At 71.5% G+C, this 24119-nt stretch carries 19 protein-coding genes and 2 pseudogenes; 11 read left to right on the forward strand and 10 right to left on the reverse strand.

The genetic code is table 11. The annotated features are described in order from the left end of the window. Positions 1-258 precede the first annotated feature (258 nt). Positions 259-1113, reverse strand: a complete 855-nt coding sequence (locus tag H5J33_RS02225) for a helix-turn-helix transcriptional regulator (protein ID WP_181793090.1) — start codon at positions 1111-1113, stop codon at positions 259-261. A gap of 160 nt (positions 1114-1273) precedes the next feature. Between H5J33_RS02225 and H5J33_RS02230 the strand changes: the two genes are divergently transcribed. From H5J33_RS02230 to H5J33_RS02245, 4 genes and pseudogenes are all read left to right on the forward strand, one after another. Next, complete coding sequence (locus H5J33_RS02230; RefSeq protein WP_258564828.1) at positions 1274-2044, forward strand: SDR family NAD(P)-dependent oxidoreductase; 771 nt, start codon at positions 1274-1276, stop codon at positions 2042-2044. A 50-nt stretch (positions 2045-2094) separates the two neighbouring features. Continuing rightward, positions 2095-2850: an SDR family NAD(P)-dependent oxidoreductase gene (locus H5J33_RS02235; RefSeq protein ID WP_181793105.1), complete on the forward strand. Its 756-nt coding sequence runs from the start codon at positions 2095-2097 to the stop codon at positions 2848-2850. Positions 2851-2945: 95 nt separating this feature from the next. After that, positions 2946-3247, forward strand: a pseudogene (locus tag H5J33_RS02240) (LysR family transcriptional regulator); the annotation flags it as partial. Between the two features lie 214 nt (positions 3248-3461). Next, positions 3462-4112, forward strand: coding sequence for a hypothetical protein (locus H5J33_RS02245; protein WP_181793091.1), 651 nt, complete (start codon positions 3462-3464; stop codon positions 4110-4112). Between the two features lie 950 nt (positions 4113-5062). On the opposite strand, the gene H5J33_RS02250 is transcribed toward H5J33_RS02245, so the two are convergent. Next, a complete protein-coding gene (locus H5J33_RS02250; protein WP_220211862.1) occupies positions 5063-5611 on the reverse strand; it encodes a hypothetical protein in 549 nt (182 codons plus the stop codon). Between the two features lie 127 nt (positions 5612-5738). Here H5J33_RS02250 and H5J33_RS38230 point away from each other — a divergent pair, with 127 nt between their 5' ends. The 4 genes from H5J33_RS38230 to H5J33_RS02270 all read left to right on the forward strand — a co-directional run bounded on the left by H5J33_RS38230 (position 5739) and on the right by H5J33_RS02270 (position 11080). Beyond that, positions 5739-6965: a helix-turn-helix transcriptional regulator gene (locus tag H5J33_RS38230; RefSeq protein WP_181793092.1), complete on the forward strand. Its 1227-nt coding sequence runs from the start codon at positions 5739-5741 to the stop codon at positions 6963-6965. A 556-nt stretch (positions 6966-7521) separates the two neighbouring features. Further along, entirely contained in the window at positions 7522-9384 is a 1863-nt protein-coding gene (locus H5J33_RS02260) for an ABC transporter ATP-binding protein (protein ID WP_258564830.1), read from the forward strand. A 447-nt stretch (positions 9385-9831) separates the two neighbouring features. Beyond that, positions 9832-10116, forward strand: a complete 285-nt coding sequence (locus H5J33_RS02265) for a hypothetical protein (RefSeq protein ID WP_181793094.1) — start codon at positions 9832-9834, stop codon at positions 10114-10116. Between the two features lie 52 nt (positions 10117-10168). Continuing rightward, positions 10169-11080, forward strand: a complete 912-nt coding sequence (locus H5J33_RS02270) for a hypothetical protein (RefSeq protein WP_258564829.1) — start codon at positions 10169-10171, stop codon at positions 11078-11080. On the opposite strand, the gene H5J33_RS02275 is transcribed toward H5J33_RS02270, so the two are convergent. The 5 genes from H5J33_RS02275 to H5J33_RS02295 are packed head-to-tail and all read right to left on the reverse strand — an operon-like array spanning position 11061 to position 15051. Continuing rightward, positions 11061-12437, reverse strand: a complete 1377-nt coding sequence (locus H5J33_RS02275; protein ID WP_181793095.1) for a sensor histidine kinase KdpD — start codon at positions 12435-12437, stop codon at positions 11061-11063. The genes H5J33_RS02270 and H5J33_RS02275 overlap by 20 nt on opposite strands. Further along, the gene (locus tag H5J33_RS02280) at positions 12434-13096 is read right to left on the reverse strand and encodes a response regulator transcription factor (protein ID WP_181793096.1); all 663 of its coding nucleotides are present in this window, start codon (positions 13094-13096) and stop codon (positions 12434-12436) included. The genes H5J33_RS02275 and H5J33_RS02280 overlap by 4 nt, the downstream gene beginning before the upstream one ends. Next, entirely contained in the window at positions 13086-13784 is a 699-nt protein-coding gene (locus H5J33_RS02285; RefSeq protein WP_181793097.1) for a phosphatase PAP2 family protein, read from the reverse strand. Before H5J33_RS02285 ends, H5J33_RS02280 begins: the two co-directional genes overlap by 11 nt. After that, positions 13781-14386: a phosphatase PAP2 family protein gene (locus H5J33_RS02290; protein ID WP_181793098.1), complete on the reverse strand. Its 606-nt coding sequence runs from the start codon at positions 14384-14386 to the stop codon at positions 13781-13783. Before H5J33_RS02290 ends, H5J33_RS02285 begins: the two co-directional genes overlap by 4 nt. Next, positions 14383-15051, reverse strand: a complete 669-nt coding sequence (locus H5J33_RS02295; RefSeq protein ID WP_181793099.1) for a DedA family protein — start codon at positions 15049-15051, stop codon at positions 14383-14385. Before H5J33_RS02295 ends, H5J33_RS02290 begins: the two co-directional genes overlap by 4 nt. Positions 15052-15160: 109 nt before the next feature. On the opposite strand from H5J33_RS02295, the gene H5J33_RS02300 reads away from it, so the two are divergent. The 3 genes and pseudogenes from H5J33_RS02300 (at position 15161) to H5J33_RS02310 (ending at position 16554) form a co-directional block, all read left to right on the forward strand. After that, complete coding sequence (locus H5J33_RS02300; RefSeq protein WP_181793100.1) at positions 15161-15517, forward strand: BlaI/MecI/CopY family transcriptional regulator; 357 nt, start codon at positions 15161-15163, stop codon at positions 15515-15517. A gap of 45 nt (positions 15518-15562) precedes the next feature. After that, positions 15563-15688, forward strand: a pseudogene (locus H5J33_RS02305) (IS5/IS1182 family transposase); the annotation flags it as partial. Positions 15689-16167: 479 nt separating this feature from the next. Then, complete coding sequence (locus H5J33_RS02310) at positions 16168-16554, forward strand: beta/gamma crystallin domain-containing protein (protein ID WP_181793101.1); 387 nt, start codon at positions 16168-16170, stop codon at positions 16552-16554. A 916-nt stretch (positions 16555-17470) separates the two neighbouring features. On the opposite strand, the gene H5J33_RS02315 is transcribed toward H5J33_RS02310, so the two are convergent. From H5J33_RS02315 to H5J33_RS02325, 3 genes are read right to left on the reverse strand one after another with little or no spacing between them, the layout of a single operon-like run. After that, on the reverse strand, positions 17471-18634 hold the full coding sequence (locus H5J33_RS02315; protein WP_220211864.1) for a macrolide family glycosyltransferase: 1164 nt from the start codon (positions 18632-18634) through the stop codon (positions 17471-17473). Continuing rightward, complete coding sequence (locus H5J33_RS38235) at positions 18634-20886, reverse strand: cytochrome P450 (protein WP_181793102.1); 2253 nt, start codon at positions 20884-20886, stop codon at positions 18634-18636. Before H5J33_RS38235 ends, H5J33_RS02315 begins: the two co-directional genes overlap by 1 nt. Continuing rightward, positions 20883-24101, reverse strand: coding sequence for a type I polyketide synthase (locus H5J33_RS02325; protein ID WP_181793103.1), 3219 nt, complete (start codon positions 24099-24101; stop codon positions 20883-20885). The genes H5J33_RS38235 and H5J33_RS02325 overlap by 4 nt, the downstream gene beginning before the upstream one ends. Between the last annotated feature and the right edge of the window lie 18 nt (positions 24102-24119).

Genomic DNA, 24119 nt, shown 5'->3' on the forward strand with positions numbered 1-24119 from the left:
CGGAACAGCCCGGCACCGCCCTGGGCTGTTCCTCCATCACGTCCGAAACGTGCGGTCCAGACGCGGGGCGCGGGCGGGCTACAGGGCGACGGCGTCGCGCGCCCACCCGGCTCACGGTGGCGCCGTGCACCCCGTTCCCGCCGGCCAGACCACCGGGCCGCTGATCACGGCTCGGCACCGCCTCTCTCCGCCCGCTTTGAGGCTGGGCGGCCGGTCGCTTCCCGATGGGGCTCCAGGCAGGCGGCCGCCGGGTGCCGGTCAGGGTGCGTTTCGGCGACGTGCCTCGCGGCGGCTGTGGGTGGCGTGGAGGGAGCCGAGCAGGTCCAACGCCTGGGCACTGGGGCCGCCCGGTTCGGCGTGGTAGATGACGAGCTGCTGGCCGGGCGCGTCCCGTACGTCGAAGGCTTGGTAGGTGAGGGTGAGGGGACCGACGTCCGGGTGGTGGAGGTGTTTGGCGGCCTGGGTCTTGCCGCGCACGGTGTGGCTGTTCCATTGGCGGGCGAACAGAGTGCTGTGCTCGGTGAGGGTACGGACCAGCTCGCGCAGCCGCGGAGCGTCCGGCTCGAAACCCGCCGCGTGGCGGAGGTTGGCGACAACGGCCTGGGCCGCACGGTCCCAGTCCGTGTAGAAGTGCCGGCCTGCGGGGTCGAGGAACGTCATGCGGGCCAAGTTGTCCGGCGGATCGAAGGGGGCGAAGAGGGCGTCGGCCAGGGCGTTGGCGGCGAGGATGTCCAGGGTTCGGTCCAGGACGAATGCGGGGGTGTTCGGGTAGCCGTCCATCAGCTGGCGCAGTGCGGGACCGACCCGTCCGGACGTGTGCGCGGCGAGGTGGTCGACGGGTGCGGCCCCGGCGAGCCGGTACAGGTGCGCGCGGGTGTCCTCGTCGAGCCGGAGTGCCCGGGTGAGGGCGTCGAGAACCTGGGGTGAGGGGTTGCGTTCGCGCCCCTGCTCCAGGCGCGTGTAGTAGTCCGCGTTCACTCCGGCCAGGACGGCGACCTCCTCGCGGCGCAGTCCGGTGACCCTGCGGGTTCCGTAGCTCGCCATGTCGACGTCCTGTGGCCGCAGGCCTGCACGGCGTGCACGCAGAAAGTCGCCCAGGTGGTTGTCGGTCATGCGTCCAGGTTAGGCACACGCCCGGGTGCGCTGCCTGGGTGTGCCGCACCCAGGCAGCGCACGTCCTGGTCGACGGCTGCCGACCTGCTCATTCTCGGTGGAGAGAGCGACTGGCGCGGGACGCGCGCTGATCGCGGAGAACCGAGGAGAGGAGCCGCCCATGGCCGGGATGGGCAACGGTGAGCGGCGGGATGCCGAGTTCGCCGGGAAGGCAGCCCTTGTCACCGGGGGTGCGCGAGGGGTCGGCAGGGAGACGGTGGCGCTGCTGAGTGCCCGCGGCGCCCGCGTCGTCGCCGTCGACCTGCGCCCCGAAACCGAGGACCTGCCGGAGGAGTTTCCCGGTGTCCTGGCTGTCACCGGGGACGTGACACGGGAGGAGACCGCCGTCGGGGCCGTGCGCAGGGCGGTCGACGCGTTCGGGAGGCTGGACATCCTGGTGAACAACGCCGGGCGCACCGTGAACAAGCCCGTCACCGACACCACCGCCGAGGACTGGGACGCGGTGATGGCGGTCAACGCCCGCGGCTCGTTCTTCTTCGCCCGCGAGGCCTTCGGGGCCATGCGGGCCGGCGGTGGTGGGGCCATCGTCAGCACCGGCTCCTACGCGAGCACCGTCGGGCTGCCCGAGGGCATCGCCTACAGCGCGTCCAAGGGCGCTCTGGCCCAGCTGACGAAGGTACTCGCCGTCGAGGGCGGGCCCCTGGGCATCCGCGCCAACCTCGTTGCCGCGGGCGTGATCGAGTCCGACTTCCTCGACACCTTCCGCTCCGACAGCCGCGCCTACCTCGCGTCCTTCGCCGACGCCCAGCCCCTGGGCCGGGTGGCGCAGCCGGCCGAGATCGCCGAGGTGCTGTGTTTCCTCGCCTCCCCGCGCTCCAGCTTCGTCACCGGAGCCGTGGTCGCCGCCGACGGCGGCTTCACCGCGCTCTGAACCGGCACACAGGGCACCGGACACACCACACGAGGAATCGAGGGATGACCATGACGGGACGCCTGGCAGGAAAGACAGCGCTGATCACGGGCGCGACGGGAGGCATCGGACAGGCCACCGCGGAGCTGTTCGCTCGTCAAGGAGCACAGCTGGTACTCACCGACGCCTCCGCCGAGGCCGCGGCGGACCTCGCGGCCCGGCTGGGACGCTTCGGTACCGAAGCACTGGGCATCGGCCTGGACGTTTCGTCGCCGCGGCAGTGGAGCGAGGCCATCGCCCAGGTGAAGCGACACTTCGGAGGGCTGGATGTGCTGGTGAACATCGCCGGGATCGTGGACTGGGCCGGCGTCGAGGACACCGATCCGCACACGTGGGACCGGGTGATCGCGGTCAACCAGACCGGCACCTGGCTGGGCATGAAGACCGCCATGCCGCTGCTGCGCGCTCGCGGCAATGCCTCGGTGATCAACACCTCGTCCGTCCTGGGGCTGATCGGCAGCGGGGGCGCCGCCGCGTACCACGCGTCCAAAGGAGCAGTACGCCTGCTGACCAAGACCGCCGCCGTGGAGTACGCCGCTCAGGGCGTGCGCGTGAACTCCGTGCACCCGGGAGTCATCGCCACCCCCATGATCCAGGAGATCCTCCACCAGGAGGGAGACCAGCAGCCCGACATCGTGCGGACCCCGATGCGGCGCGCCGGCCGCCCCGAGGAAATCGCCCCTATGATGCTCTTCCTGGCCAGCGACGAGTCCTCGTACGTCACAGGGGCGGAGTTCGTCGTCGACGGCGGGCTCACCGCGCACTGACCGGCCGGCTCCTCACGGCACGGTCAACCGAGGGCCGGTCACAGCCTGGTGGCCGGCCAGACAGTCCCGGCCGCGGTGGCGGCGAGCCCGGCGTTGAGCCGGCGATCAAACAGTTGGAGGCCGATGTCGGGACCTTGCTGTTGGCATCACGCTCACTCTGGTGGGCATGGTGCTGCTCGACGAGGCGCGGGCCCTGCTCGACCATGCCGACCACGTCCGTGTACGCGTGAGCGCGGCGGCCGGCGTCGCGACCATCACCGTCGGCATCCTGGGCGACGGCACCCACCCGGGACTGTCAAGACTGGCCGCCGACCACCGCCGAAGCCACCCCGGCATCGACATCCGCATCCGCGACACCGATCTGAGCGACCCGACGTGCGGGCTGCGCGCGGGGTTGAACGCGGGACGCCGCGTGGGCAACACAGGTCCCTGTAGGCCGCGTACGGGTCATCGGACCGCCAATGAGTGCCCTCTATTACGGGGCTGACGTTGCCCCTGAGGGCAGGGTTCACGGTTTACCGAGCAGTTCCAGGGGAGCCTCTTGCGGGGTCAGAACCTTGCCAAGTCGCGCCTCGTGCCCCAGCCGGCCCTGGGTTACCGGGACAGCCTTTGTGGTCCGCGGCAGCCGCACCCTGTGGGAGTGCCGGCACCGCGGCACGGAGCGCGCCGACGGCAGTCGCCGCGCCGATGGCTTGGCCATCGGCCTCGGCCGGATCACCCAGGCCGGCCTGTTCATGGAAAGCCGGCCGACACCTGCATTCGGGTCCGGCAGCGGGCCGAAGAAGAAAAGAACTCGCTCCGGAGCGAAATCTTTCGGTCACCTAGCTGACCCTGGACGGGTGTTGATTCCCCTGGGGGGTTCAAGTACCGTGTCTGCCGTGAAAATAGGACGCCCCGTCAGGGCTCAGGGATTACTCAAGAAGATTACCGCCGCAGCGGCGGTCGCCGTCGGCTTGACGATTGCAATTCCAGCCACCCCCGCCGCCGCGGTCAACACCGTCGACTGCGGAAATCCGGTGATTCAGGAGTATGCTCGCATCGAGACGGGCTACCTTCCGGGGCCGGTATGTCTCGCTAATGCCGGCGCGATGAGCATGAACCTCTATCTCAGCACAGCTTTTCATTCCGGTAACAACAAAGTCACATTCTTCTACACCGTGCAAGAGAACAATTACCAGACCTCCCTCACCCTCGAAAAATGGCAGGACCGAGGCCTCCCGTTCGGCTTGCACGCCACCGTGACTTCCGTGGTGATCTGGTGACGAGGACGCCGCCACCCCACCGCCCGTAGCAAGCGGCCGTCACGTGCCTTGCGAGGCAAGACCGGTCAACGCGAGGACAGAAGCGGCAAGCTCTTCCGGCTCGGTGTCGCCGGTGGTCAGCAGGCACGCTCCGGGCGGCACTTGGAGGGTGGCCGCCTCCTTCGGCGGCGATCGCCTCTTTCAGGCCCGGTCCGGCGAGGCCGCGGAGGCGGTCGCCGACGATGTGCGGCCCTTCCTCGCCGGGCGCGACGGGTGATTTGGTCGGCCGACGTCCGAGGTTTCACCCCGAGCATCACCAGCCGACACCGCAAGCACCCCCGGAGAACTGTCGCGGTGACCGGATCACCGGTCGGCACCACGACGGCTGCCCCGTGAGCGGCCGTCTGGCGCACCATGGCCAGGGCATTGCGGACACGCGGCGGTACGAGACCGCCGTCCGGTGGACCGGCGCCGACGAAGCCAAGCTGGTGCGTATCAACGTAGGCGACACTGCGGCCCCGGCTTGACGGCAGGGAAAAGATCCGGAATCCGACCGTGGAGGAACCGACGCCGCCTGGTCCTGTCAGCGTCAGCGACCGCGGGCCGGGCTCCACGTCCGGGGCCGCGCCCGCGGCACGCCCGGTGCCGCCGCCCCGGGCCGAACGGGCCTACGCTGTCGTGGCCGCGGTCACCGTCTTCGTCCTGGCCTTCCTCGCCCCGTTCGCGCTCATCCTTGAAGTAATCCCGCCGGGGACCGCTTCGACCCCGGATCCGGCACGCACCAGCCCCGCTGCCGGATCCGGCTCCGGCCTGCTCAGCGTGCCCTGGCCCGGACTCCGGCCACGTGGGCACGTCCGCGACCGGGGCCGAGCGTGCCCGCTCACCGGGCCGTCGGGCGGCGCAGACTCGACGTCGAACTCACCGACGAGAGTCGTGCCGCATGGCAGGGCGCCCTGGTCGGGCAACGGTCCTCAGGGCGGTGTCTCTATCACCTCGCGAGCGCGCCGGGCGAACCGCTCCCGGCTCACTTCCACCGCGTCGACCGCGTCCTGCAGGCCGGTGCGATAGCCGTCGCCCGGCGCCTCACCTCCTGGCAGGTCGCGGCGTACTCCCTCGAGGTACGTCCGCAGGGACCTCACCTCCGACCACACGTTCACGGCTTCGACGGCGACGGATTTCGGTCCCATCAGATCAAGCCGCGCCTGTGCCTTGTAAAGCGCGTCCACCGCGGTACCGAGTTCGGTCACGGCTTCACGCAACACCTCGGCGGAGGGCGGGGAGTTCCGCGCCCATGGACCGTCGTGATGCGCGATCCGGTGCAGCACGCTGTCGACCGGTTCCGCTGCCTTCATGAAGGCGAGGTACGCCTCCAGACGTTCGCTCCGCAGGGCGCGGCTGTGGTCCACCGCGCCCTGGTCACGCGTCTGTCGACGAGCGGCCGCGTACGTCAGCCACGAGGTGCACAGGGTGCCGACGACGCCCACTCCGGCCCCCGCCACGGCTGCCCATCCTTGGTCCATGCGGAACATCCTCGCGCGGTACGCCGACGCGCGGCATCTGTTCCTCGGATCTTTTCGTCTTCTAGACTCACCAGCCGACCAATCGCCACACGTGGAATACCACACGCCCTGGCCTGGAGGCGGACGGATGGCCGCAGCACCACATCCCCGACCGGAGGATCCGCCGGAGGATTCGGCGAAGCGGTTCGCTTTCGAGTTACGTGCTCTGCGCAACTCGGCAGGGAATCCGACATACCGTCAGATGGCCGCGCGTACGGGCCAGTCGCCCGGCGCCCTGTCCGAGGCCGCGCAGGGCGGGCATCTGCCGCCCCTCGAGGTCGCGCTGGCCTATGCCGAAGCCTGCGGTGGCGATCGTACGGAATGGGAGCGGCGGTGGCGGGCGGCGGAGGCCGGCCTCACCACTGCACCAACGCCGAAGCGCCGATGGCCCGTCATCGCCGTCGCCGGGACCGCCGCACTCGCGTTGGCCGTCGCCGGAGCCGTTCTCGCGAAGCGGCTCGTGCACGAGTCACCACCGGCGGACTCCACCGGCCGTTCCGCTCGCTTCTTCGCCGACGACGATGTCTTCAACCAACGTCATCCGCACCCCCGCCCCGCACCCGACTCCGCGCGGATGGTCGCCGACCTGCTCGCCCTCGGACGCGTGGAGTTGAACACGGGCGAGGCCAGTCCCGTTGTGTACCGGGCCGCTTCCAGCACGCCGACCTACACGATCACGCCGCGCAAGCACCTCGGGCAATGGGGAGCCAATCCATTCGAAGGCATCGGCTTTCCCTGGGACGCGGCCTGGAAGGCGCCAGCGGAACGCCAGTGGACGGTGGTGATCGCACCGGACGGACGTTCCCTGGAATGCTGGCGGGCCCAGGTGCGGAACGGGAAGCCGAGTTGTGAATGGGGAGCGGTGTCCGATACCCATGGCTCGTCGGTCTCCGCCAAGGGCCAGCCCACGGGCAGCGGCCTCTCCCGCCTCGCCGGTATCATCACCCGCGCCGACTGGAAGGCCGGGCACATCGACCACGCCCTCGGCTTCGGCACCCCGGACAACAACAGCCAGTACGTCTACCCGGCGGTCAGAAGCGACGGTGGCGGCCAGGGCCGGTGGCGTGAGGGGCAGTTCATCTGGCTGGATCCCGCGTACGACGTCGACGCCGACACCTCGCTCACACCGTACGAGCGGATGATCGCGAAGGCACTGCAGGAATACGGCGCGTTCAACGTCAAGAACTCGCAGAAGTTCGGCTTCGTCTCCGAGTACGGATCCAAGCCGCCAGGAAGCAAAGAAGAGTACGCGTCTCTCGAACACATCAAGTTCGCGAGATATTTGCGCGTGGGGACGATCACTCCTGCGTCGTAACCGCCGGGTTCGGGCCGCACATCCACGTGTCCCACTCCCTGCACGTCGCCCGTTACCTGCTACCGCCGAGCACGTGGACCGGGCGCTGGCGGCCCTGGCCCGCATTGGCGGCAATCCCCTGAAGGAGTGAACAGACCTGATCGAACGAGTTTGGGACGGGAGCGCCCAGAGCCCCCACGGCCCCCTCCCGGTCCTCAAACATGCGTTCACCGGATACCCCCGTCCGGACCGTGACGCGTCCCGGTTCGCAGCGTTTTTTAGAGCACCTGTGCCAGACCGACGCCCAGACGGAGGACACCATGCGCCCCAAGCCGACTCCCCCGCAGCAGCTTCCTGGAATCGAACAGCACCCCTTCATCGCCCTGCACAGCGTTGACACGGCCGTGGTCTCGAAACACGCGGTGACGAGGTGGGCGGCATGAGCGAGCGCACCGATGCGTCGGCCGAGGGCGTCCCCGCTCCGCGGGCCACCCCCGCGAACCCGGACCAGGACCAGCCGGACGACCGGCCCACGGGAAAACCGGGAGCCGGCGCGCAGGCCGGTCGGGAGGCGCAGATGCGCTACGTCGACCTGACGGGGAGCCGTGAAGCGGCCGGCCGGTCCATCAGGACGCGGGACATGGCCCGGCGCCTGCCCCAGCTGGTGCGCCGCTCACTGGCCCTGGCCTGGCGGGTCGACCACCGGGCGACCGTGGGCCTCCTGCTGTGCCAGGCCGCCGCCGGCGTGACGCAGGCCCTCGGGCTGGTCGCCATCAGCGGCACCCTCACCGCGCTCTTGACCGGCGGCGACATCTATCACCGGCTCCTGGACGCCTGGCCGTCCGTAGCCCTGCTGGCCGGCGCCGCCGGGGTGCGCGCCCTGCTCGGGATCACCGTCAACTGGCTGTCCTCGCGCCTGGGTCCGCTGATGTCCCGCGAGGCCGAGCAGATGCTGCTGGCCGGCTGCGCCGAAGCGGAGCTGTGCGCCTACGACGAGCCCGACTTCAACCGCGCCCGCGAGGCCGCCGACCGTGGCGCGCAGGTCACCGGCGATCTCATCGACGAGGGCCAGGACCTGATCGCCTCGGGCGCCGCCTTCCTCGCCGGAGCGATCGTGCTGGCCGGCGTGCACTGGACGCTGCTGCCGCTGCTGGTCGCGGCCAGCCTGCCGCAGGCCCTCGCGCAGGTCAGCGCCGCCCGGGTGCGCTACCTGGCGAACCTGCGCAGCCACGGCGACCAGCGGATGCTGTCGGTGCTGCGCTGGCACATCTACACCAGGGAGGCCGCCGACCAGATCCGCGCCGGCACCATGGCCGGCTTCCTCTCCGGCCGGTACCGGCAGACGGCCGCCCGGATCAACAACGAGGACCGGGCCGCGGCCGACCAGGGCGCCCGCATGTCCCTGATCGGAGCGCTGTGCGGAGGACTCGGATCAGCGGTCGTATGGGCGGCGGTGGTGTGGCTGCTGGCCACCGGCCGGATCAGCGTCGGGCACGCCGGCACAGCCGTCTTCGCCCTGCAGACGTCCGGTCAGGCGGTCCGCGGACTCGTGGCTGTGGGCGCGCGCGCCGTACGCACCGGCCTGTACATGGACGACTGGTCCGGCTTCCTGGACCAGGCCGGGGGCTTCCGCATGCGCCGCGGCTCACACCGGCCCGGACCGCCGGAGCGGATCGAGATCAAGTCGGTGTCCCACCGCTACGCGGGCAAGGACGGTGACGCGGTGTCCGATGTGTCGCTGACGCTGCGGCGCGGCGAGGTCACCGCTCTGGTCGGGTTCAACGGCTCCGGGAAATCGACGCTGTCGAAACTGGTCAGCGGCCTGTACCTGCCCACCCGGGGCGAGGTGCTGTGGGACGGCGTGCCCACCGGTGACGCCGATCCGCAGGCGCTGTGGCGGCAGGTCGCCCTGGTGCCGCAGGAGTACGCGCGCTGGCCGCTGACCGTGCGGGAGAACGTGACCCAGGGGCAGCCCACGGCGCGCGGCGACGCCGCGGTGCGTGAGGCGTGTGAGGCCGCCGGCGCGGACGAGGTCGCCGACCGCCTCCGTTCCGGACTGGACACCCTCCTGGCCCGGGAGTGGCTGGGCGGTGAGGAACTCAGCGGCGGCCAGTGGCAGCGCATCGCCCTGGCACGGGCGTTCTTCCGGCCGGCCGGACTGCTGGTGCTGGACGAGCCGACGGCGAACCTCGATCCCCGCGCCGAGTACCGGATCTTCCAGCGGCTGCGGGATCTGGCCCAAGACCGGGTGGTCCTGCTGGTCACGCACCGGATCACCAACGTCGCCGTCGCCGACCGCATCGTGGTCCTGGACGAGGGCAGGATCGTCCAGGAGGGCACCTACACCCAACTCGCCCAGCAGCCCGGACTCTTCCGGCAGTTGCTGTCCTATCAGGTCACCTCCGAGCCGGACGGCGAGCGGCGCGAGGCTCCCGCATGAGCGCGAACGGCGTCATTGCCCGCGGTGCGCCCTGCCGGAACAGCCGCGCCAACAGCCATGGCGCCGCCCGCTGCGGCAGCGCGCGGGCGGCTCCGCCACGACCTGGTGGAACGCCGGATCCCGGCCGAACTCCCGGCCCGGACCGCCAGGGTCCTGGCAGCCGGGAGACGACCCGGTTCGCGGCCGGGTTCGGCCCGTTGGCGGGGCCCGGGGGCAGCCGGACGGGGCTTGCCGGGCAGCGATGTCGTGATCACGACCGATGAGAGGCGCCGAGAGGGACCGCGTCGCGCCGTCAGGATGCTTTCAGGCAGCTGATGGCACGGTCGGGCCTCATGACCCACGAGCTGTCCGAGGCTCCCGAAGCCGCACCGGCCGGCACCACGGCCGCGCCGTACGGACATCGCCTTCGCTCTCGGTACGGCGGCCGGTGATCCGGTCGCCGGGCACATGGCCCTCGGCGCCTCCATCGGTGACCACCCCTCACAGCCGGAAGCGGACGGCGGTGTCGGCACCGTCGTCACCGGCGTCCTCTTCCTGGCGGTCGTCCTCGGCCGGGTGGTGTACCCGACGGTGACCAGCGGGGATGTCGCCGAGCCGGAGAGCGCGGCACGCCCAGCGGCCTGGACCGGTGCGAAAGGCGTTCAGGCTGCGTTCAGGCGGCATCTGACAGAGTCGAACGCCTCGGCCGGCCCGCATGCGTCGGCCGAGGTCACAGGGCGTCCGCCCCGCTGAGGACGGGTGCCCTGTCGTCGTACCCCCCACGGAACGACAGGAGTGTCCGGCCTTGGAGAACAACCCCGAAGTCCTCACCGACCTCGACGTCGCGGGCACGCGCCGGTCCACGGCGAGCGGAGCCTCGTCGGTGATGAAGAAGCTGCCGGAGGTCACGCCGGCCTTCTGGGTCATGAAGATCGCCGCGACGACGCTGGGTGAGACGGCAGGTGACCTGTTCGCGCAGACGCTGAAGCTGGGTTACTTCCTCACCACGATCGCCCTGTTCCTGATCTTCGTGGTGACCCTGGTCGTCCAGCTTCGAGCGCGGCACTACAACCCGTTCTGCTACTGGACCGTGATCTTGTCGACCAGCATGGCCGGCACCACGATGTCCGACTTCATGAACCGCGACGCCAGCGCCAGGTTCCTGTCGCACGGTGCCACATCGCTCGGCTGGGGGCCGCAGGGCCTGGGGCTGGGCTACCCGACCGGCGCGGCGATCCTGATCTCGATCCTGCTGGTCGTCTTCGCGGTCTGGAAGGTGTCCGGAATGACCTTCGAGATCCGCGACATCGTCACGTTCCGCGGCGAGGCCCTGTTCTGGTCGGCGATCCTGGTGTCCAACACCCTCGGCACCTCCCTGGGCGATTTCCTGTCCGACAGCTCCGGCCTCGGCTACCTGGGCGGCGCTCTCCTCGTCTCCGGGGCACTCGCCGTCCTCGTCGCACTGATGAAGGTGCCGGTGGTGCCGAACGTGCTGCTGTTCTGGATCGCCTTCGTGCTCACCCGACCGCTCGGCGCCACCGCGGGCGACTTCCTCACCAAGCCGGCCGTCAAGGGCGGCCTCGACCTCGGCACCGCCGGCTCCTCGGCCGTGCTGCTGGCCGTCCTCTTCGGCCTGATGGCCTACGCCCACGCGCAGGAGAAGAAGGCGGTGAAGCTCTCCGGGCGGGAACGGCCCCTCACCCGGCAGGCAGGGTGACCGTGAACCGGGCCCCCGGTCCGTGCCCGGGATCGTAGGACACCTCGCCGCCGACGGCGCGGGCCAGGCGCCGCGCGAGTGGCAGTCCCAGTCCCGCGCCGTCGTGCCCGTCCGTGACGTCGGCGCGTCGGCCCGGCTGGAACAGCTCCTCGGCGAACGCCCTCGGCACGCCGGGCCCGTCGTCGACGACGTCGATCAGAACCGATCCGGTGCCGCGGTGCGCGGTCACGGTCACGCGCGAGCGGGCGTAGCGGACGGCGTTGGCGAGCAGCGGGCTGACGATACGTTCGAGCAGAGCCGGCGTGACACCCGCCTCCAGCTCCGGACAGGCCGCCTCGACCGCGGTCTTCACCTGGTCCGGCGCGTCGAGCTGTCGGGCAAGACGGCGCAGAACTGGTACGACACCGGCCGTACCGGGGGCGATTGACGGGTTCCGCGCATGCTCGCGGGCGTCGTTCAGCAACGTGTCGCAGATCCTGCGCATGGATTGGGCGGCGTCGGCTATCACCCGGTGACTGGCGTGGGTCTCCTCGTCGGAGCGGGGGCGTCCCCGCCACCAGTCGAGTTCCATGATGATCCGGGTGAGCGGGGTGCGCAGTTCGTGGGACAGCTCTCCGCTCAGCTGCTGCTCGTGACGCAGCACCGCGCGTATGCGGTCCAGCAGTGCGTCGAGGGAAGCGCCCAGGGCCGCGAGTTCGGCCGGGTGCTCCGCGGAGCCGAAGCGGTCCACGGCGGCCACCGCACTCCATTGGGTGGCCTGCTCGGTCATGACCCGCACGGGGCGCAGTGCCCGGCCCACCGAGAGCCGGGTCAACGCATACGTGCAGATCAGCATCACGGCGTCCAGGACGAGCGATCCCAGCAGCAGGGTGCCGGCCGAGTTCCGGTACGGGGCGAGGTCCAGGGCCGTGACCACCATGGCGGCCGTGTGACGGCCGGATACGGGCCGGGAGCACAGGCGGACGGAGCGGGGACGGTCCGCGTGAACGGTCGCGCAGCCACGGCCGCCCTGTGCGGCGAGCCGGGCGGCGGCCCGGGTCAGCGGACCGTCGGCCGCGGCGGAGGCCGGCTGTTCGAGCAGGTGCGTGCCGGCGTAGATCCAGACGTTGCTGTCGAGGAACCGGTCGTCCGCGGTCTCCCGCACGCGCGCCCGCGAACCGCTGGTGTCGACGGTCGTGGCCACCGCGTCCGCGCGGGTGCGCAGCTCGTCGTCCGCCTGGTGCCGCAGGTGCCGCTCGACAACCGAGTTGAACACCACGGTCAGGACCGTCACCAGCAGGGCGGCGGTGGTCAGCGCGACGAGCGAGAGGCGGCCACGCAGCGTCCGGGGAGCCAGGCGGCGCAGGAGGGGCCTCATGACAGCCGGTGCCCGATCCCGCGTGCCGTGCCGATCGTCAGCGTGCCGCCCGCCTCGCGCAGCTTGCGGCGCAGCCGGGTCAGGTACTGGTCCAGGGTGTTGTCGCTGACCTGCGCGCCCTCGGGCCAGCCGGCGCGGACCAGGTCACGGCGGCGCACGAGGCCGCCGCCCGCGGCGACGAGTGCGGCCAGCAGCCGGAACTCCGTCGGGGTCAGGGCGACGGGGGTGTCGCGAACGGTCACGCTGTGCCTGAGCGCGTCCATCCGCAGTTCTCCCACTGCGGTCATGGGACGCGGGGAGGACCGCTTGAGTGCGGCTCGCAGCCTGGCCGCGAGTTCGGCGAGGTGGAACGGCTTCGGCAGATAGTCGTCGCCCCCCGCGGAGAACCCGGAGAGCCGGTCGGTGATGTGGTGCCGAGCGGTCAGGAAGATCACCGGGGCGAGGAACCCGTTCGCGCGGAGCGCCTGGCACACATCCCGTCCGTCCGCGTCGGGCAGGCCGATGTCCAGCACGGCCGCCGCGACCTCCGATGTGGCCAGGCGCAGGGCGGTGGCGCCGTCGGCGGCGGGGACGGGCTCGAAGTCCTCCTCGTACAGGCCGCGGCGCAGCACGTCACGCAGGGCGTGATCGTCCTCGACGACCAGGATCCTAGGGCGCATGGTCCTCCTCCGTCGTCCCTGCGGCCGGGTGGGCCGAGTCACTCACGAAGGATGCGGGCAGGCGACGGGCCGCGGCACACAGGCACGTCCCCAGCCACCCGGCGGCGAACAGCCAGCCGCCGACGACGTCGGTGAACCAGTGCACCCCGAGATAGACGCGGGTGAGTCCGACCAGCAGGGCCCAGCAGCCGACGGCGAGGCGAAGCGCGGTCCGGCCGCGCGGGGCGCGCAGACTCAGTGCCACGATCAGCAGCCCGGCGGTCAGTGCGGCCGTGGTGGTGTGCCCCGACGGAAAGGCCCAGCCGCTCGCGTGCGTGGCCCAGTCGTCCCGGGGCGGACGGGCCCGGTGGACGAGTTCCATCAGCCCGTACCGGAGCGCCTGTCCTGTGCCGAGGCAGGCGAGGCAGAGCGCGGCGGCGAGGAGCCTGTGCCGCGGCGTCCGCCCCGCGACAACGCCGGCCAGTGCGGCGAGTACGTACGCGATGGCACCGGTTCCGGTGGCGGTCAGCCCGCGGGCCAGGGCGAGCGCCACATCGGGGCGGTGGCCGACCGCCCAGGAGAGGAGACCGTGGTCCAGCCGCAGCGGAGCACCACCGCCGCCCACGACCGCCATGATGAGCACTCCCAGCGCCGTCCAGGCGCCGAGACCCACGCTGCCCGCCAGCTCCGTGGCCTCCTTGCGGTTCACGTGCCGGCCAGGAGCGGACGCAGCACGGTGGTGGTCAGGTGACGGGCGAGCGTCTGCGCCCACCGCCGCAACAGGAGCATGGCGGCGAGTGCGGTGAGCCCGCCCACGAGCACACCGGTCACGACGTCGTGCGGGTAGTGCGCGCCCACCCAGACCCGCGAGGCCGCCATGGCGAGCGCGGCCACCGCGGCGAGAACTCCGAGGCGACGTGAGACGAACATCAGTGCCACGGCCGCCGCCGCCGCGATCGCCGCGTGATTGCTGGGGAAGGACCAGTCACCCGGCGCGGGGCACGCCTCGAGCGTTCTGATGTGCAGGCTCCGGCACGGCCTGTCCTCACGCACCACCAGCTTCAGGACAGCGTCCACGCCGTACGCCAGGGCCGTGATCACCGGAACGGCCAGCGCCGTCACCGCCGCCGTGGCGCCCGCGCGCCGAGCCCGCCACCAGCCCAGGACCATGAGCAGGGCGAACAGCACCAGCCCGTACGCCGACCACGCCGTCACCGCGTCGTCCAGCCAGCCGGGCGAGCGTCGTGCCAGGTCCACCACATCCGTGTACGCGGCGCCGTCGATCGACGCTCCGCCGAACGCGAAGGTCATCCCCGGACCTCCTTCGCCCGGGCCTGCCCGCGGCCGCGGTACAGCTCGGCGGCGAGGGGGATCAGCGAAACCACCACGATCAGCGCCACCAACGGCAGCAGATAGCGGTCCACGTTCGGGATCGAGGAGCCCAGCGCGTATCCCGCCAGGGTCAGTCCGACGCTCCACACCAGGCCACCGGCCACCTGCCAGACGGTGAACACCCGCACGGGCACCGCCAGGGCGCCCGCCAGCGGATTGAGCACGGTGCGCACCACCGGCACGAATCGCGCCAGCACGATCGCCTTCGCGTGGCCGTAGCGAGCGAGCAGTTCCTCCGCTCTCCTCGCGCCCTCGTGCAGCCGTGCCGAGCGACTGCGGGCCAGCAGGGCACCGCCCGCCCGGCGTCCGATCAGATAGCCGCACTGCGCGCCGACCAGGGCGCCGAGCACCGCGGCCACCAGCAGCGGACCGAGGGACAGCCGCACGCCGTGCCGTGCCGTGCCGGTGCACAACAGGCCCGCCGTGAACAGCAGGGAGTCGCCCGGCAGGAAGAAGCCGATCAGCAGGCCCGTCTCGGCGAACATCACCGCGCCGACGCCCAGCACGCCGAAGGCGGCCAGCAGTGACTGCGCGCTGAGCGGATTCACCGCGAGCTGCGACGACAGAACCACGGGTGTGGTCATCGGCAGGAGTCCTCTCTGTGCGGGCGACCGCGTGCACGGCACCCGATCGTCTACAATTGTGTAGACGGTCTACAACACTGTAGACGATCGCGGGGTGAGGATCGTTCCCATGAGCGACGCAACGCAGGAACGCCGGCCGGCGGGTGAACCGGAGGCCGCCCTGTGGGCCGCGGACGAGCCGCTCACCGCGGCCCGGGTCCAGGCCGAACTCGACTCCGGCCTGGCCCGGACGACCGTGACGACGATCTTGTCCCGCCTGCATGAGAAGGGAACCCTGGAGCGGGAGCGGCGGGGCCGCGGCTACGCCTGCCGGCCCGTACAGGATCAGCACGGCCTGACCGCCCTGCGCATGCACGGCGAACTCGCCCGCGACACCGACCGCGAGACGGTTCTGGCACGCTTCGTCGCCCGGCTCAGCCCGGACGACGAGCAGATCCTGCGGCGACTGCCGGAGGAGGGCCTGTGACGATCACACTCCCGCTGACGCCGCTCATCCCGCCTTGCGTGGCACCGGCCCCGCCCCCTGCCGGCCGGCATTCCCGCCGCCAACCTCCACGACAGCCAGGCCCTCATCCCGCTCGTCCGCGGCACACCGCCCATCCGCTCCCGCCGGGGTCCTCCGCACCACCAGCGAGGGACGAGTGGGCGAGGAGGCCGGCGCCCGTCGTGGCGCGCCCGCGGGACCTTCCCGTCCGGTTCGTCGCCGTCGAACCGTGCGAGCGCCGCCGGTCGATGCGATGGCGGCGGCGGACCCGGGAGTTCACTCCAGCGCGACCTGGTGCAGCAGCCGAGTAGCCGCAGGGCTTCTTGGTTCCACGATTTTCGGCTGTCTCTTGTCGAGTTCCATCCCGGTATCGGCCCTGATCACGTACGTGCCGCTCACGGCTCCTTTGCGCCGCTCTTCCCCGCCGCGACTTCCGTCCGCTCCGGACCTGGTTGCCCCCGGCATGCTTCGAAGCTGGTAATACCGACCTCAGTCGACTTAAACGTGGCGTCCCTCACTACGATCCGTATGAGTGTCAGCAAGGACATCGACCTGGCCTGTAAGCGCTTTCCGGAGAGCCGGTGAATGTGTGACGGTAAGGGCACCAAGTCCCGCACAGAAGAGGATGAACAATGAAGCTTTCCGTGCGCCGTTCACTCGGTGTCGCAACAGTCGCCGCCGCCGCACTGGCCGCCACGGTCGTGCCCGCCGCAGCGGCCACCACATCACCCACCACGGCTTCCGCCATCGGGCCGACCATCAACCGTACGGACTGTAACGAGAACAGCTACCTCGAAATCCACAACAACGAAGGACGCGACACGCTCTGCTTCGCCAACGCCGGAACGATTCCCGTCGCCATCTACGGGGTGAACTGGGTCGAGTCCGGAAACAATGTCGTGACTCTCCAGTTCCAGCGGGATCTGAGTGACCCGAGGCTCGAAACCATCACCCTCCAGAAGTGGAGCTCGTGGAACCCGGGCCACATCCACGAGATCATTTCGATCAGGATCTACTGAGATTGAAGCACGTCCTGGGGGCGCCTTTCGAGGTGCCCCCCTTTTTTTAATTTCGAGGTCCCCCCCTTTTTTATTCCACGAGGTCTTCGTCCCCAGGATCGCCGCGAGATGCCGGCCCGCGCTCGAGGCCGGCGGATTCCGGCCGGCACCGGCGGATCGGTGGAGTCGATCACGGGCGACCGGGCAGGGTTGGGCACATCGCGTGCGGCCGGCCGGTCCGATCCGGGGACCGCGACGTGGTCGTCTGCGGTGAATCCGGGGTGCGGAATGTGGCTGAACGTGTCGAACGTGGATCTGCCCGCGCAGCAACAGTTGCCCTTCTGGACCGAGTTGGTCTGCCGTGAGCTGGCACCGCTCGCCCTCAGCGGCATGAACACCAGGAGTTTCCCCGCGTGGGCCTCGGTACTGGACCTCGGCTCCGTACGTGTGGCCGCGTTCAGCAGCCCGCCCGCGCACCTGAAGCGCACCTGGGCGGACATCCGGCGAGCCGACCCTCGGCACGTACGGCGGCCAGGTCTGCGACAGCAGCCACATCATGGGCTGGGTCAAGGACACGAAGGCCGACGGCTACTGCGTCTTCTTGCGAGCGGAGCATCGAGAAGGTCTACGCCCCCTGACACGAGACACCGCTGTAGAACTCGCTGATCCGGGCCGCCGACCAGGCCGGGTACACGTCAGGAGACCCGTGGGCGGGCCGGCGGCCGGCCACACGCACTCCGTTGCCCGGCGACGGCAGGATCGGAGTGACCCATGCCCGGACCGGTTACACCACCTCAGCCCCCGGCCGGCTCACCCCGCTCCCTCGGTCGCACAGAGCACTCCACGACCGAACCCTGGCACGCCGAACCAGACCGTGTGCGGGAGCGGGCTTCACCGGGCGGCGTGCGGGTGCGGACCGGCCTGTGGGGTGCGGTCGTCAGCGGGTCAGCAGGTTCTCCAGGATGTCCGCCCCCTTCGACGCGCCGCCCGCCCCGCGCACGATCCGGCTCAGGGCAGCCGCCCGGGGGCGGCGGGAACGGGCGTCCTGGACGGCGTCGCGCAGGCCCTGCACGGTGGGCTCGGCGAGCGTCCTGGCGACCTGCAGTTCCTCCGCACGCCGGGCGACCGCCCGCTGTTCCGGGATCTGCGGTACCGCCACGAAGGGCACCCCGTGATAGAGGGACTCCATGGCCGAGTTCATCCCGGCGTGGCTGACGAACACCTCGGTGTGCCGCAGCACCGCCACCTGCGGCACGTGCGCGTGCACCTCGATGTTCGCCGGGATGGGGCCCAGCGCCTCCTGGTCCAGTGCGCCGACCGCCATGACGACCTGCCAGTCGCTGTCCCCGAACGCCTCGATGCAGGTCCGGTAGAACCCGGGCCGGTCGTTGAAGACGGTTCCCAGCGATATCAGCAGCACCGGGGCCCGCGACCGGGGGCTCCACTCCTCAGCGGTCTGCCGGCTGCTCAGCGACGGCCCGACGAAGTGGAAGCGCTCGTCGAAGGTCTCCCCCGACATCTGGAACTCGCGGGGGATGAACACCAGGCTCGTCGGGGCCACGTAGCCGAACATCAGGTTCGGGTCCTCGAGGAAGGTGTGGCCCTGCGCGAACTTCCCCATGTCCTGGATCGCGGCCACCAGCCGGGGGTTGGTGTGGTCGAAGCCGGCCGGCAAGTACACCTGCGCCGCCGAGAAGGACTCGTTTTCCGCGAAGGTCGGCACCAGGGAGATCTCCCGCACCCGGAGCAGGTTCGCCAGCATCCTCCCGGTGAAGGTCACCGAGTCGTAGCACACCGCGTCCGGCGGGTCGGACGTGAAGTGCTCGGCCAGGACGGGGAAGGAGGCGCGGGCGTCGTCGAGGTAGTACTCCATCGTCACGGCGAGCTGTTCCGCCGTGAACTCGCTGCGCGCCGCCATGTCGGGCGGCAGCTGCGAGGGCAGGGTCACCGGCGTCGCCCCGGCGGCGACGGGGCCGTCCATGGTGGCCGGTCCGGTGGCGTAGCTGACCCGGTGACCGCGCCGGACCAGCTCTTCGACCAGCGGCAGGGTCGGGTTCACATGCCCGGACGCCGGCGCGCTCACGAAGGCTAAATGGGCCATCAGCCCTCCTCCAGGATGACCGGCAGCGTCTTGTGTCCGTTGGTGAAGAAGGAACCCAGGGGCTCGAGTTCGGACGACGGGACGGCCAGCCGCAGCCGGGGGAACCGGGAGAAGAGCGCGGACAGCGCCGTCGTGGCCTCCAGCTTCGCCAGGGGGCTGCCGAGGCAGTAGTGCACGCCGTGTCCGAAGGTGAGGTGGTCGGCCCGCGACGGCCGGGTGACGGAGAAGTCCTCCGCGTCGGCGCCGTGCCGCGCCGGGTCGCGGCCGGCCGCGCCGTAGGACAGCAGGATCGCCTCGCCCTTGCGGATCCGCACGCCGTCCACGGAGACGTCCTCGACGGCGTACCGCAGCGGCAGGTTCGGCACCGGCGCCTGCCAGCGCAGGGTCTCGTCCACCACGTCCTCCCAGGTGCTGGTCCCGGACCGGACCAGGGCGAGCTGGGACGGGTGGGTGGCCAGGGCGTGGATGGCGTGGTCGAGCAGGTTGACCGTCGTCTCGAAGCCGGCGGAGATGGTCAGCAGCAGGGTGTCCAGCAGTTCCCGCTCGGACAGTCGTGTGCCGTCCGCCTCCCGCGCGGCGATCAGGTCGCTGGTCATGTCGTCGCCGGGGTCGCGCCGTTTGGCGGCCACGAGGTCCTTCAGCAGCATGTACAGCTCGCCGGAGGCGGCCTGCACGCCCGCCGGGTCCGCGTCGAGGCTGAACACCGCGTCCACCAGCCGGCGCAGGTCCGCTCCTGTCTGCGCGGTCACCCCGAACAGTCCGGTGATGACCTGGATCGGCAGCGGGAAAGCGAACCGTGCGCGCAGGTCGACCGCCTGCCCCGGCGGCACCGCGGCCAGGTCGGCGATCAGGCCGGCCGTGATCTCCTCGACGCGCGGCCGCATCGCTTCGATACGGCGCGGGGTGAACGCCTTGGCCACCAGGCTGCGCAGCCTGGTGTGGTCGGCCCCGTAGGCGGTGAACATGTTCTGCATCGCGACCCACATGATCAGCGGCCAGTCCGGCGGGATGTCGCCGTCGCGCCACAGGGGCCAGTGCTTGTTGGCGTCCTTGGAGACCTTCGGGTCGAGCAGCAGCTTCTTCGCCAGGTCGTGCCCGGTGACGGCCCAGGCCGGCACGCCACCGGGCAGTTCGACGGGCGTGGCCGGGCCGCGCTCGCGCAAGGCGGCGGCCTCGCCGAAGATGTCGCCGCCCGAGGGGTCGATGACATACGCGTCGGCGGGCGGGGCCGACGCGCGCACCGGCTCGGTGAAGGTGGTGGTCGTACGGGGTTTGGGCGGCTCGGTGACCTCCAGCAGGGAGGCGGTGAACCGCGATCCCATGCCGAGGCCGATCGACATGATGGTGTCGCCGGGCTGGAGGGTCTCGTCGTGCAGCAGGTGGTCGATGCCGAGCAGTTGGTCGCACGGTCCGACGTGGCCGAGCTCGCGCAGCATCGGCCAGGTGGTGCGGCCCAGGTCGATGCCGAGCGGCTCCAGCACGACGACCTCCAGCTGGGCCAGGCCCAGACCGGTGACGACGAACCTGGTGATGTCGGCGACGCCGACGCCGGCCTCCTTGGCGGCCTGCTCGACCGCGGTGACCAGTGCCCCGCTCATCAGCGTCAGATACGGGGCCAGGCCGGTGACCTCGATCGGCGTACGGTTGCGGTGGCCCTCGGGGTCCGGGATCGTCGGGGTGGCGAGGACCTCCATCTGGGTCGCGGAGCTGTTGGCGGTCGCGACCAGCCGCGCCCGGCCGCCCTCGCGGTTGAGCACGGCCGCGACCGCTCCGTCGGCCAGGAAGATCCCGATGCTGGGCTGCCAGCGTTCCCACCGCGGCGGCAGGAACCGGGCGGTGGCGGTGGCCAGGGTCGCGGTGGCGGCGGGGTCTGCCACCAGGTGCGCGGCGGCGGACTGCAGTGCGGCCGAGCCTCCGTTGCTGGTCGCCTCCACCTCGTAGACGAGGGCGTGGCCGAGGCCGAGGACGCGCTGCAGGTGGCAGGAGGACGCCATGTGGTCCTGGTGGTCCATCTGGGCGTAGGCGGCCATGGAGATGTCGGCGCCGCTGAGGCCGGACTCGCGCAGCGCTCCGATCGCCGCGTGCACCGCCATGGCGTGCTCGGTGACGTCGTCGGAGCGGGTGAACGACACGAAGTCCGACAGCGCGAGCAGCCGCCGCATGGTCTCGGTGTCCGGCACGGCCTGTGTCGCGGGCGTGCGGGGTGGCAGGTATCTTCCCGTTCCGCCGATGTAGACGTTGTCCCAGATCATGCGTCGTCCTTTCCCCTGAGTGCGGACAGCCCGGCCCCGTAGCCGCTGAAGTCGAGGAGCCATGTGCTGATGGCCAGAGCGGTGGCCGCCGAGTGCTCCTCGAGCACGGTGAAGTGGTCGCCCGGGACGGTGAGCGTCTCCTGGGCGGTGGTGGACAGCCGGGGCCACGAGCGCTTCCCCGTGCCCACCAGCAGTACCGGCGCGGTGACGGGCTCGGGGTCGCCGGCCAGATCGAGGTAACGGCCCATGGCGAGCAGCCGGTCGTCGTCGACCGGCTGGACCTGGTGGCCGGCGTCGAGCATGCCGGTGAGCACACCCGGCAGGTCGTCGGGGTAGCCGTCGATCAGCACCACGGCGCTGGGCCGGGCCCCCCGTCGTTCCAGTTCCCTGGCGGTCGCCAGCGCCAGCCACGCGCCCACCGAGCGGCCGACCAGCACCGGTGCGGCGACGGCCGGCACGGCGTCGGCGAGTGCCTCGACCCGGGCGCCGGCGTCCGCGGGCAGCGGGTCGCCGGCGAAGCCCGGCAGGGTGACCGCCGTGACGTCGCGGGCGGCCTCCAGCGCGGCGGCGAACCGCCCGTACTCCTCGATGCCGCTCGACGCCAGCGCGGACGGCAGGCAGACCAGCGACGGCTGGAGGAAGCCGGCCGCGAGGGCGACCACCTCGGCCTTGGGCGTGTCGGTGGCCGGGCCCAGCCGGGACGCCGTGGCCAGCAGGTCGAGGCCGTCCTGCGCGCGTCCGACGTCGACGGCCTGGCGCAGCAGGCGCTCCATCGGCCCGGCAACCCGGTTCTCCGGCGAGCACAGTTGTCCGTAGAGGTGGTTGACGAGCTGTTCGGGCGTCGGGAAGTCGAAGACGAGGGTCGCCGGGAGCTGGAGCCCGGTGGCCGCGTTGAGCCGGTTGCGCAGCTCGATGGCGGTCAGCGAGTCGACGCCGTGGTCGCGGAACAGCCGGCGGGGGTCGTCAATCCCGCCGGGTGCCATCCCGAGGATGCTCGCGCTGTGTGTGACGACCAGTTCGAGCAGCAGGGCGCGCTGCTCGGGCTCGGGCAGGGCTTCGAGCCTGGCCCGCAGGTCGCCGGGGCCGGCCGCCGGGGCCGGCGTGCGCCGTGGCCGGGCGAGTCCGCGCAGCAGCGCGGGCGGGGTGTCGATCGCCGCGAGGTCGAGGCGGACCGGTACCAGCGCCGGGCGTTCGCCGGCCAGGGCGGTGTCGAACAGGTCGAGGGTCTGCTCGGTGGCCAGCGGCAGCATCCCGGTCCTCGCCAGCCGGCGGTGGCCGGCCTCGGTCAGGTTCCCGGTGATGCCGCTGGACTCGGCCCACTGGCCCCAGGCCAGGGAGGTGGCCGGCAGACCGCGCGCGTGCCGGTGTTCGGCGAGCGCGTCGAGGAACGCGTTCGCGGCGGCGTAGTTGGCCTGCCCGGGGGCGCCGAACACCCCGGACGCCGAGGAGAACAGCACGAACGCCCGCAGGTCCAGGTTCTCGGTGGCCTCGTGCAGGTGCCACGCGGCATCGGCCTTCGCGTGCAGCACCGTGTCGATCTGCTCCGGTGTCATCGATCCCACCACGGCGTCGTCGACGACCCCGGCGGCGTGCACGACGACCCGCAGGTCGGGGATCGAGGCGACGAGATCCCTCAGTGCCCCGCGGTCACCGGCGTCGCAGGCCACCACGGTGAGGGCGGCGCCCAGCTCCTGCCGGAGCCCGGGCGGCTCGACACCTCGGCGGCCGGCGAGCACCACGTGCGGGGCGCCGTGCCGTGCGACCAGGTGCCGGGCGAGCAGGACGCCGAGGGTTCCGGTGCCGCCGGTGATCAGCACGGTGCCGTCCAGGGGTGCGCCGTCCAGGGGCCCGGACTGGGCGGCCGGGGTGGCTGGGGCGGTCCTCGCCAGCCTCGGCACGAGGGCGGTTCCGTCGTTCAAGCGGATCTCGGGCTCGCCGTCGCTCACGGCGGCGCGCACCGCGGCGGGGATCGCCTGCCGTGAGGCGGCCGTGCCGTCGTGCCGGACGGTCAGGATCCGCCCGGGGTGCTCGCTGTGCGCGCTGCGCAGGAAGCCGCGGGCGGCGGCCGAGGCCAGGTCGTCGCCGGTGAGGACCACGAGCCGGGCCGGTGTGTCGGTGGCCAGGAACTCCCGGACGGTGCCGAGCAGTTCCCGGGTCACCGCGTGGGCGGCCGCGACCGGTTCGCCCTCGCCGGCGACTTCGTGGAGGACTGTCTCGGTGTCCGGGCCGTCCGGTGCCGCCATCGGGATCCAGTCGACGGCGAACAGCGTGTTCGGCCGACGCCCGGACCCCGGACCCACCGCTTCGACGGGCCGCAGGACGATCTCGTCGATGCTCACGACCGGTGTCCCGGCGGTGTCGGTGACGCGTACCGCGCAGGTGTCCGGCCCGGTCGGGTGCAGCACCACGCGGACCGTGGCGGCCGACCCGGTGACCGTCACGCCGGAGAACGAGAAGGGCAGCCGCGCCGGGCTGTCGCCGGCGCCGCCGTCCTCGGCCGTGAGGCCGGCGAGCAGGGTCAGCGGCTGTATGGCGGCGTCCAGGAGCGCGGGGTGGAGGCGGTAACCGGTGAGCTGCGCGGGGTCCGCCGGGAAGCTCACCTCGGCGTGCAGGTCCTCGCCGTGCCTCCGGATGCCGGTGAGACCCTGGAAGGTCGGCCCGTAGTCGTAGCCGGCTTCGGCGAGCCGGTCGTAGAGCGAGCCGATGTCGATCGGCGCGGCCTCGCCGTCGTCCGCCTTGGGCACGGCCGCCCGGTCGGCCGGTGTCTCCCGGTCCGCCGGGGGACTGAGCACGCCGGTCGCGTGGCGGGTCCACTCGTCGGGCTCGGCGGAGGTGCGGGAGTGGACGGTCACGGGCCGGCCTCCGGTGTCGTCGGGCGCGCCGACGGTGACCTGTACGTGGACACCGTCGCGCTCGGACAGCACCAGCGGCGCCTCCAGGACCAGCTCGGACAGGACGGGAGTGGCCGTGTGCTCGCCGGCGTGGACGGCCATGTCCACGAACGCCATCGCGGGCAGCAGCGTCGAACCGAGCACGGTGTGCTCGGCCAGCCACGGGTGGACGGACGCGGAGAGCTTCCCGGTCAGCACCACGCCCTGCCCGTCGGGGAGCTTCACCAGGGACCGCAGCAGCGGGTGGTCGGGTGTGTCGAGGTTCTCCGACGGGGTGGTGGGCTGGAGCCAGTAGTGCTGGTGCTGGAAGGGATACGAGGGCACCCGCACGCCTGTCCTGGT

The sequence above is a fragment of the Streptomyces sp. WELS2 genome, assembly GCF_013870595.1.
Lineage (GTDB): Bacteria > Actinomycetota > Actinomycetes > Streptomycetales > Streptomycetaceae > Streptomyces.

Coding starts and splice junctions, on each gene's coding strand:
- H5J33_RS02225 (WP_181793090.1), bottom strand. CDS start 1,113: ATGACCGACAACCACCTGGGCGACTTTCTGCGTGCACGCCGTGCAGGC.
- H5J33_RS02230 (WP_258564828.1), top strand. CDS start 1,274: ATGGCCGGGATGGGCAACGGTGAGCGGCGGGATGCCGAGTTCGCCGGG.
- H5J33_RS02235 (WP_181793105.1), top strand. CDS start 2,095: ATGACGGGACGCCTGGCAGGAAAGACAGCGCTGATCACGGGCGCGACG.
- H5J33_RS02250 (WP_220211862.1), bottom strand. CDS start 5,611: ATGGACCAAGGATGGGCAGCCGTGGCGGGGGCCGGAGTGGGCGTCGTC.
- H5J33_RS38230 (WP_181793092.1), top strand. CDS start 5,739: ATGGCCGCAGCACCACATCCCCGACCGGAGGATCCGCCGGAGGATTCG.
- H5J33_RS02260 (WP_258564830.1), top strand. CDS start 7,522: ATGCGCTACGTCGACCTGACGGGGAGCCGTGAAGCGGCCGGCCGGTCC.
- H5J33_RS02265 (WP_181793094.1), top strand. CDS start 9,832: ATGGCCCTCGGCGCCTCCATCGGTGACCACCCCTCACAGCCGGAAGCG.
- H5J33_RS02275 (WP_181793095.1), bottom strand. CDS start 12,437: ATGAGGCCCCTCCTGCGCCGCCTGGCTCCCCGGACGCTGCGTGGCCGC.
- H5J33_RS02280 (WP_181793096.1), bottom strand. CDS start 13,096: ATGCGCCCTAGGATCCTGGTCGTCGAGGACGATCACGCCCTGCGTGAC.
- H5J33_RS02290 (WP_181793098.1), bottom strand. CDS start 14,386: ATGACCTTCGCGTTCGGCGGAGCGTCGATCGACGGCGCCGCGTACACG.
- H5J33_RS02295 (WP_181793099.1), bottom strand. CDS start 15,051: ATGACCACACCCGTGGTTCTGTCGTCGCAGCTCGCGGTGAATCCGCTC.
- H5J33_RS02300 (WP_181793100.1), top strand. CDS start 15,161: ATGAGCGACGCAACGCAGGAACGCCGGCCGGCGGGTGAACCGGAGGCC.
- H5J33_RS02310 (WP_181793101.1), top strand. CDS start 16,168: ATGAAGCTTTCCGTGCGCCGTTCACTCGGTGTCGCAACAGTCGCCGCC.
- H5J33_RS02315 (WP_220211864.1), bottom strand. CDS start 18,634: ATGGCCCATTTAGCCTTCGTGAGCGCGCCGGCGTCCGGGCATGTGAAC.
- H5J33_RS38235 (WP_181793102.1), bottom strand. CDS start 20,886: ATGATCTGGGACAACGTCTACATCGGCGGAACGGGAAGATACCTGCCA.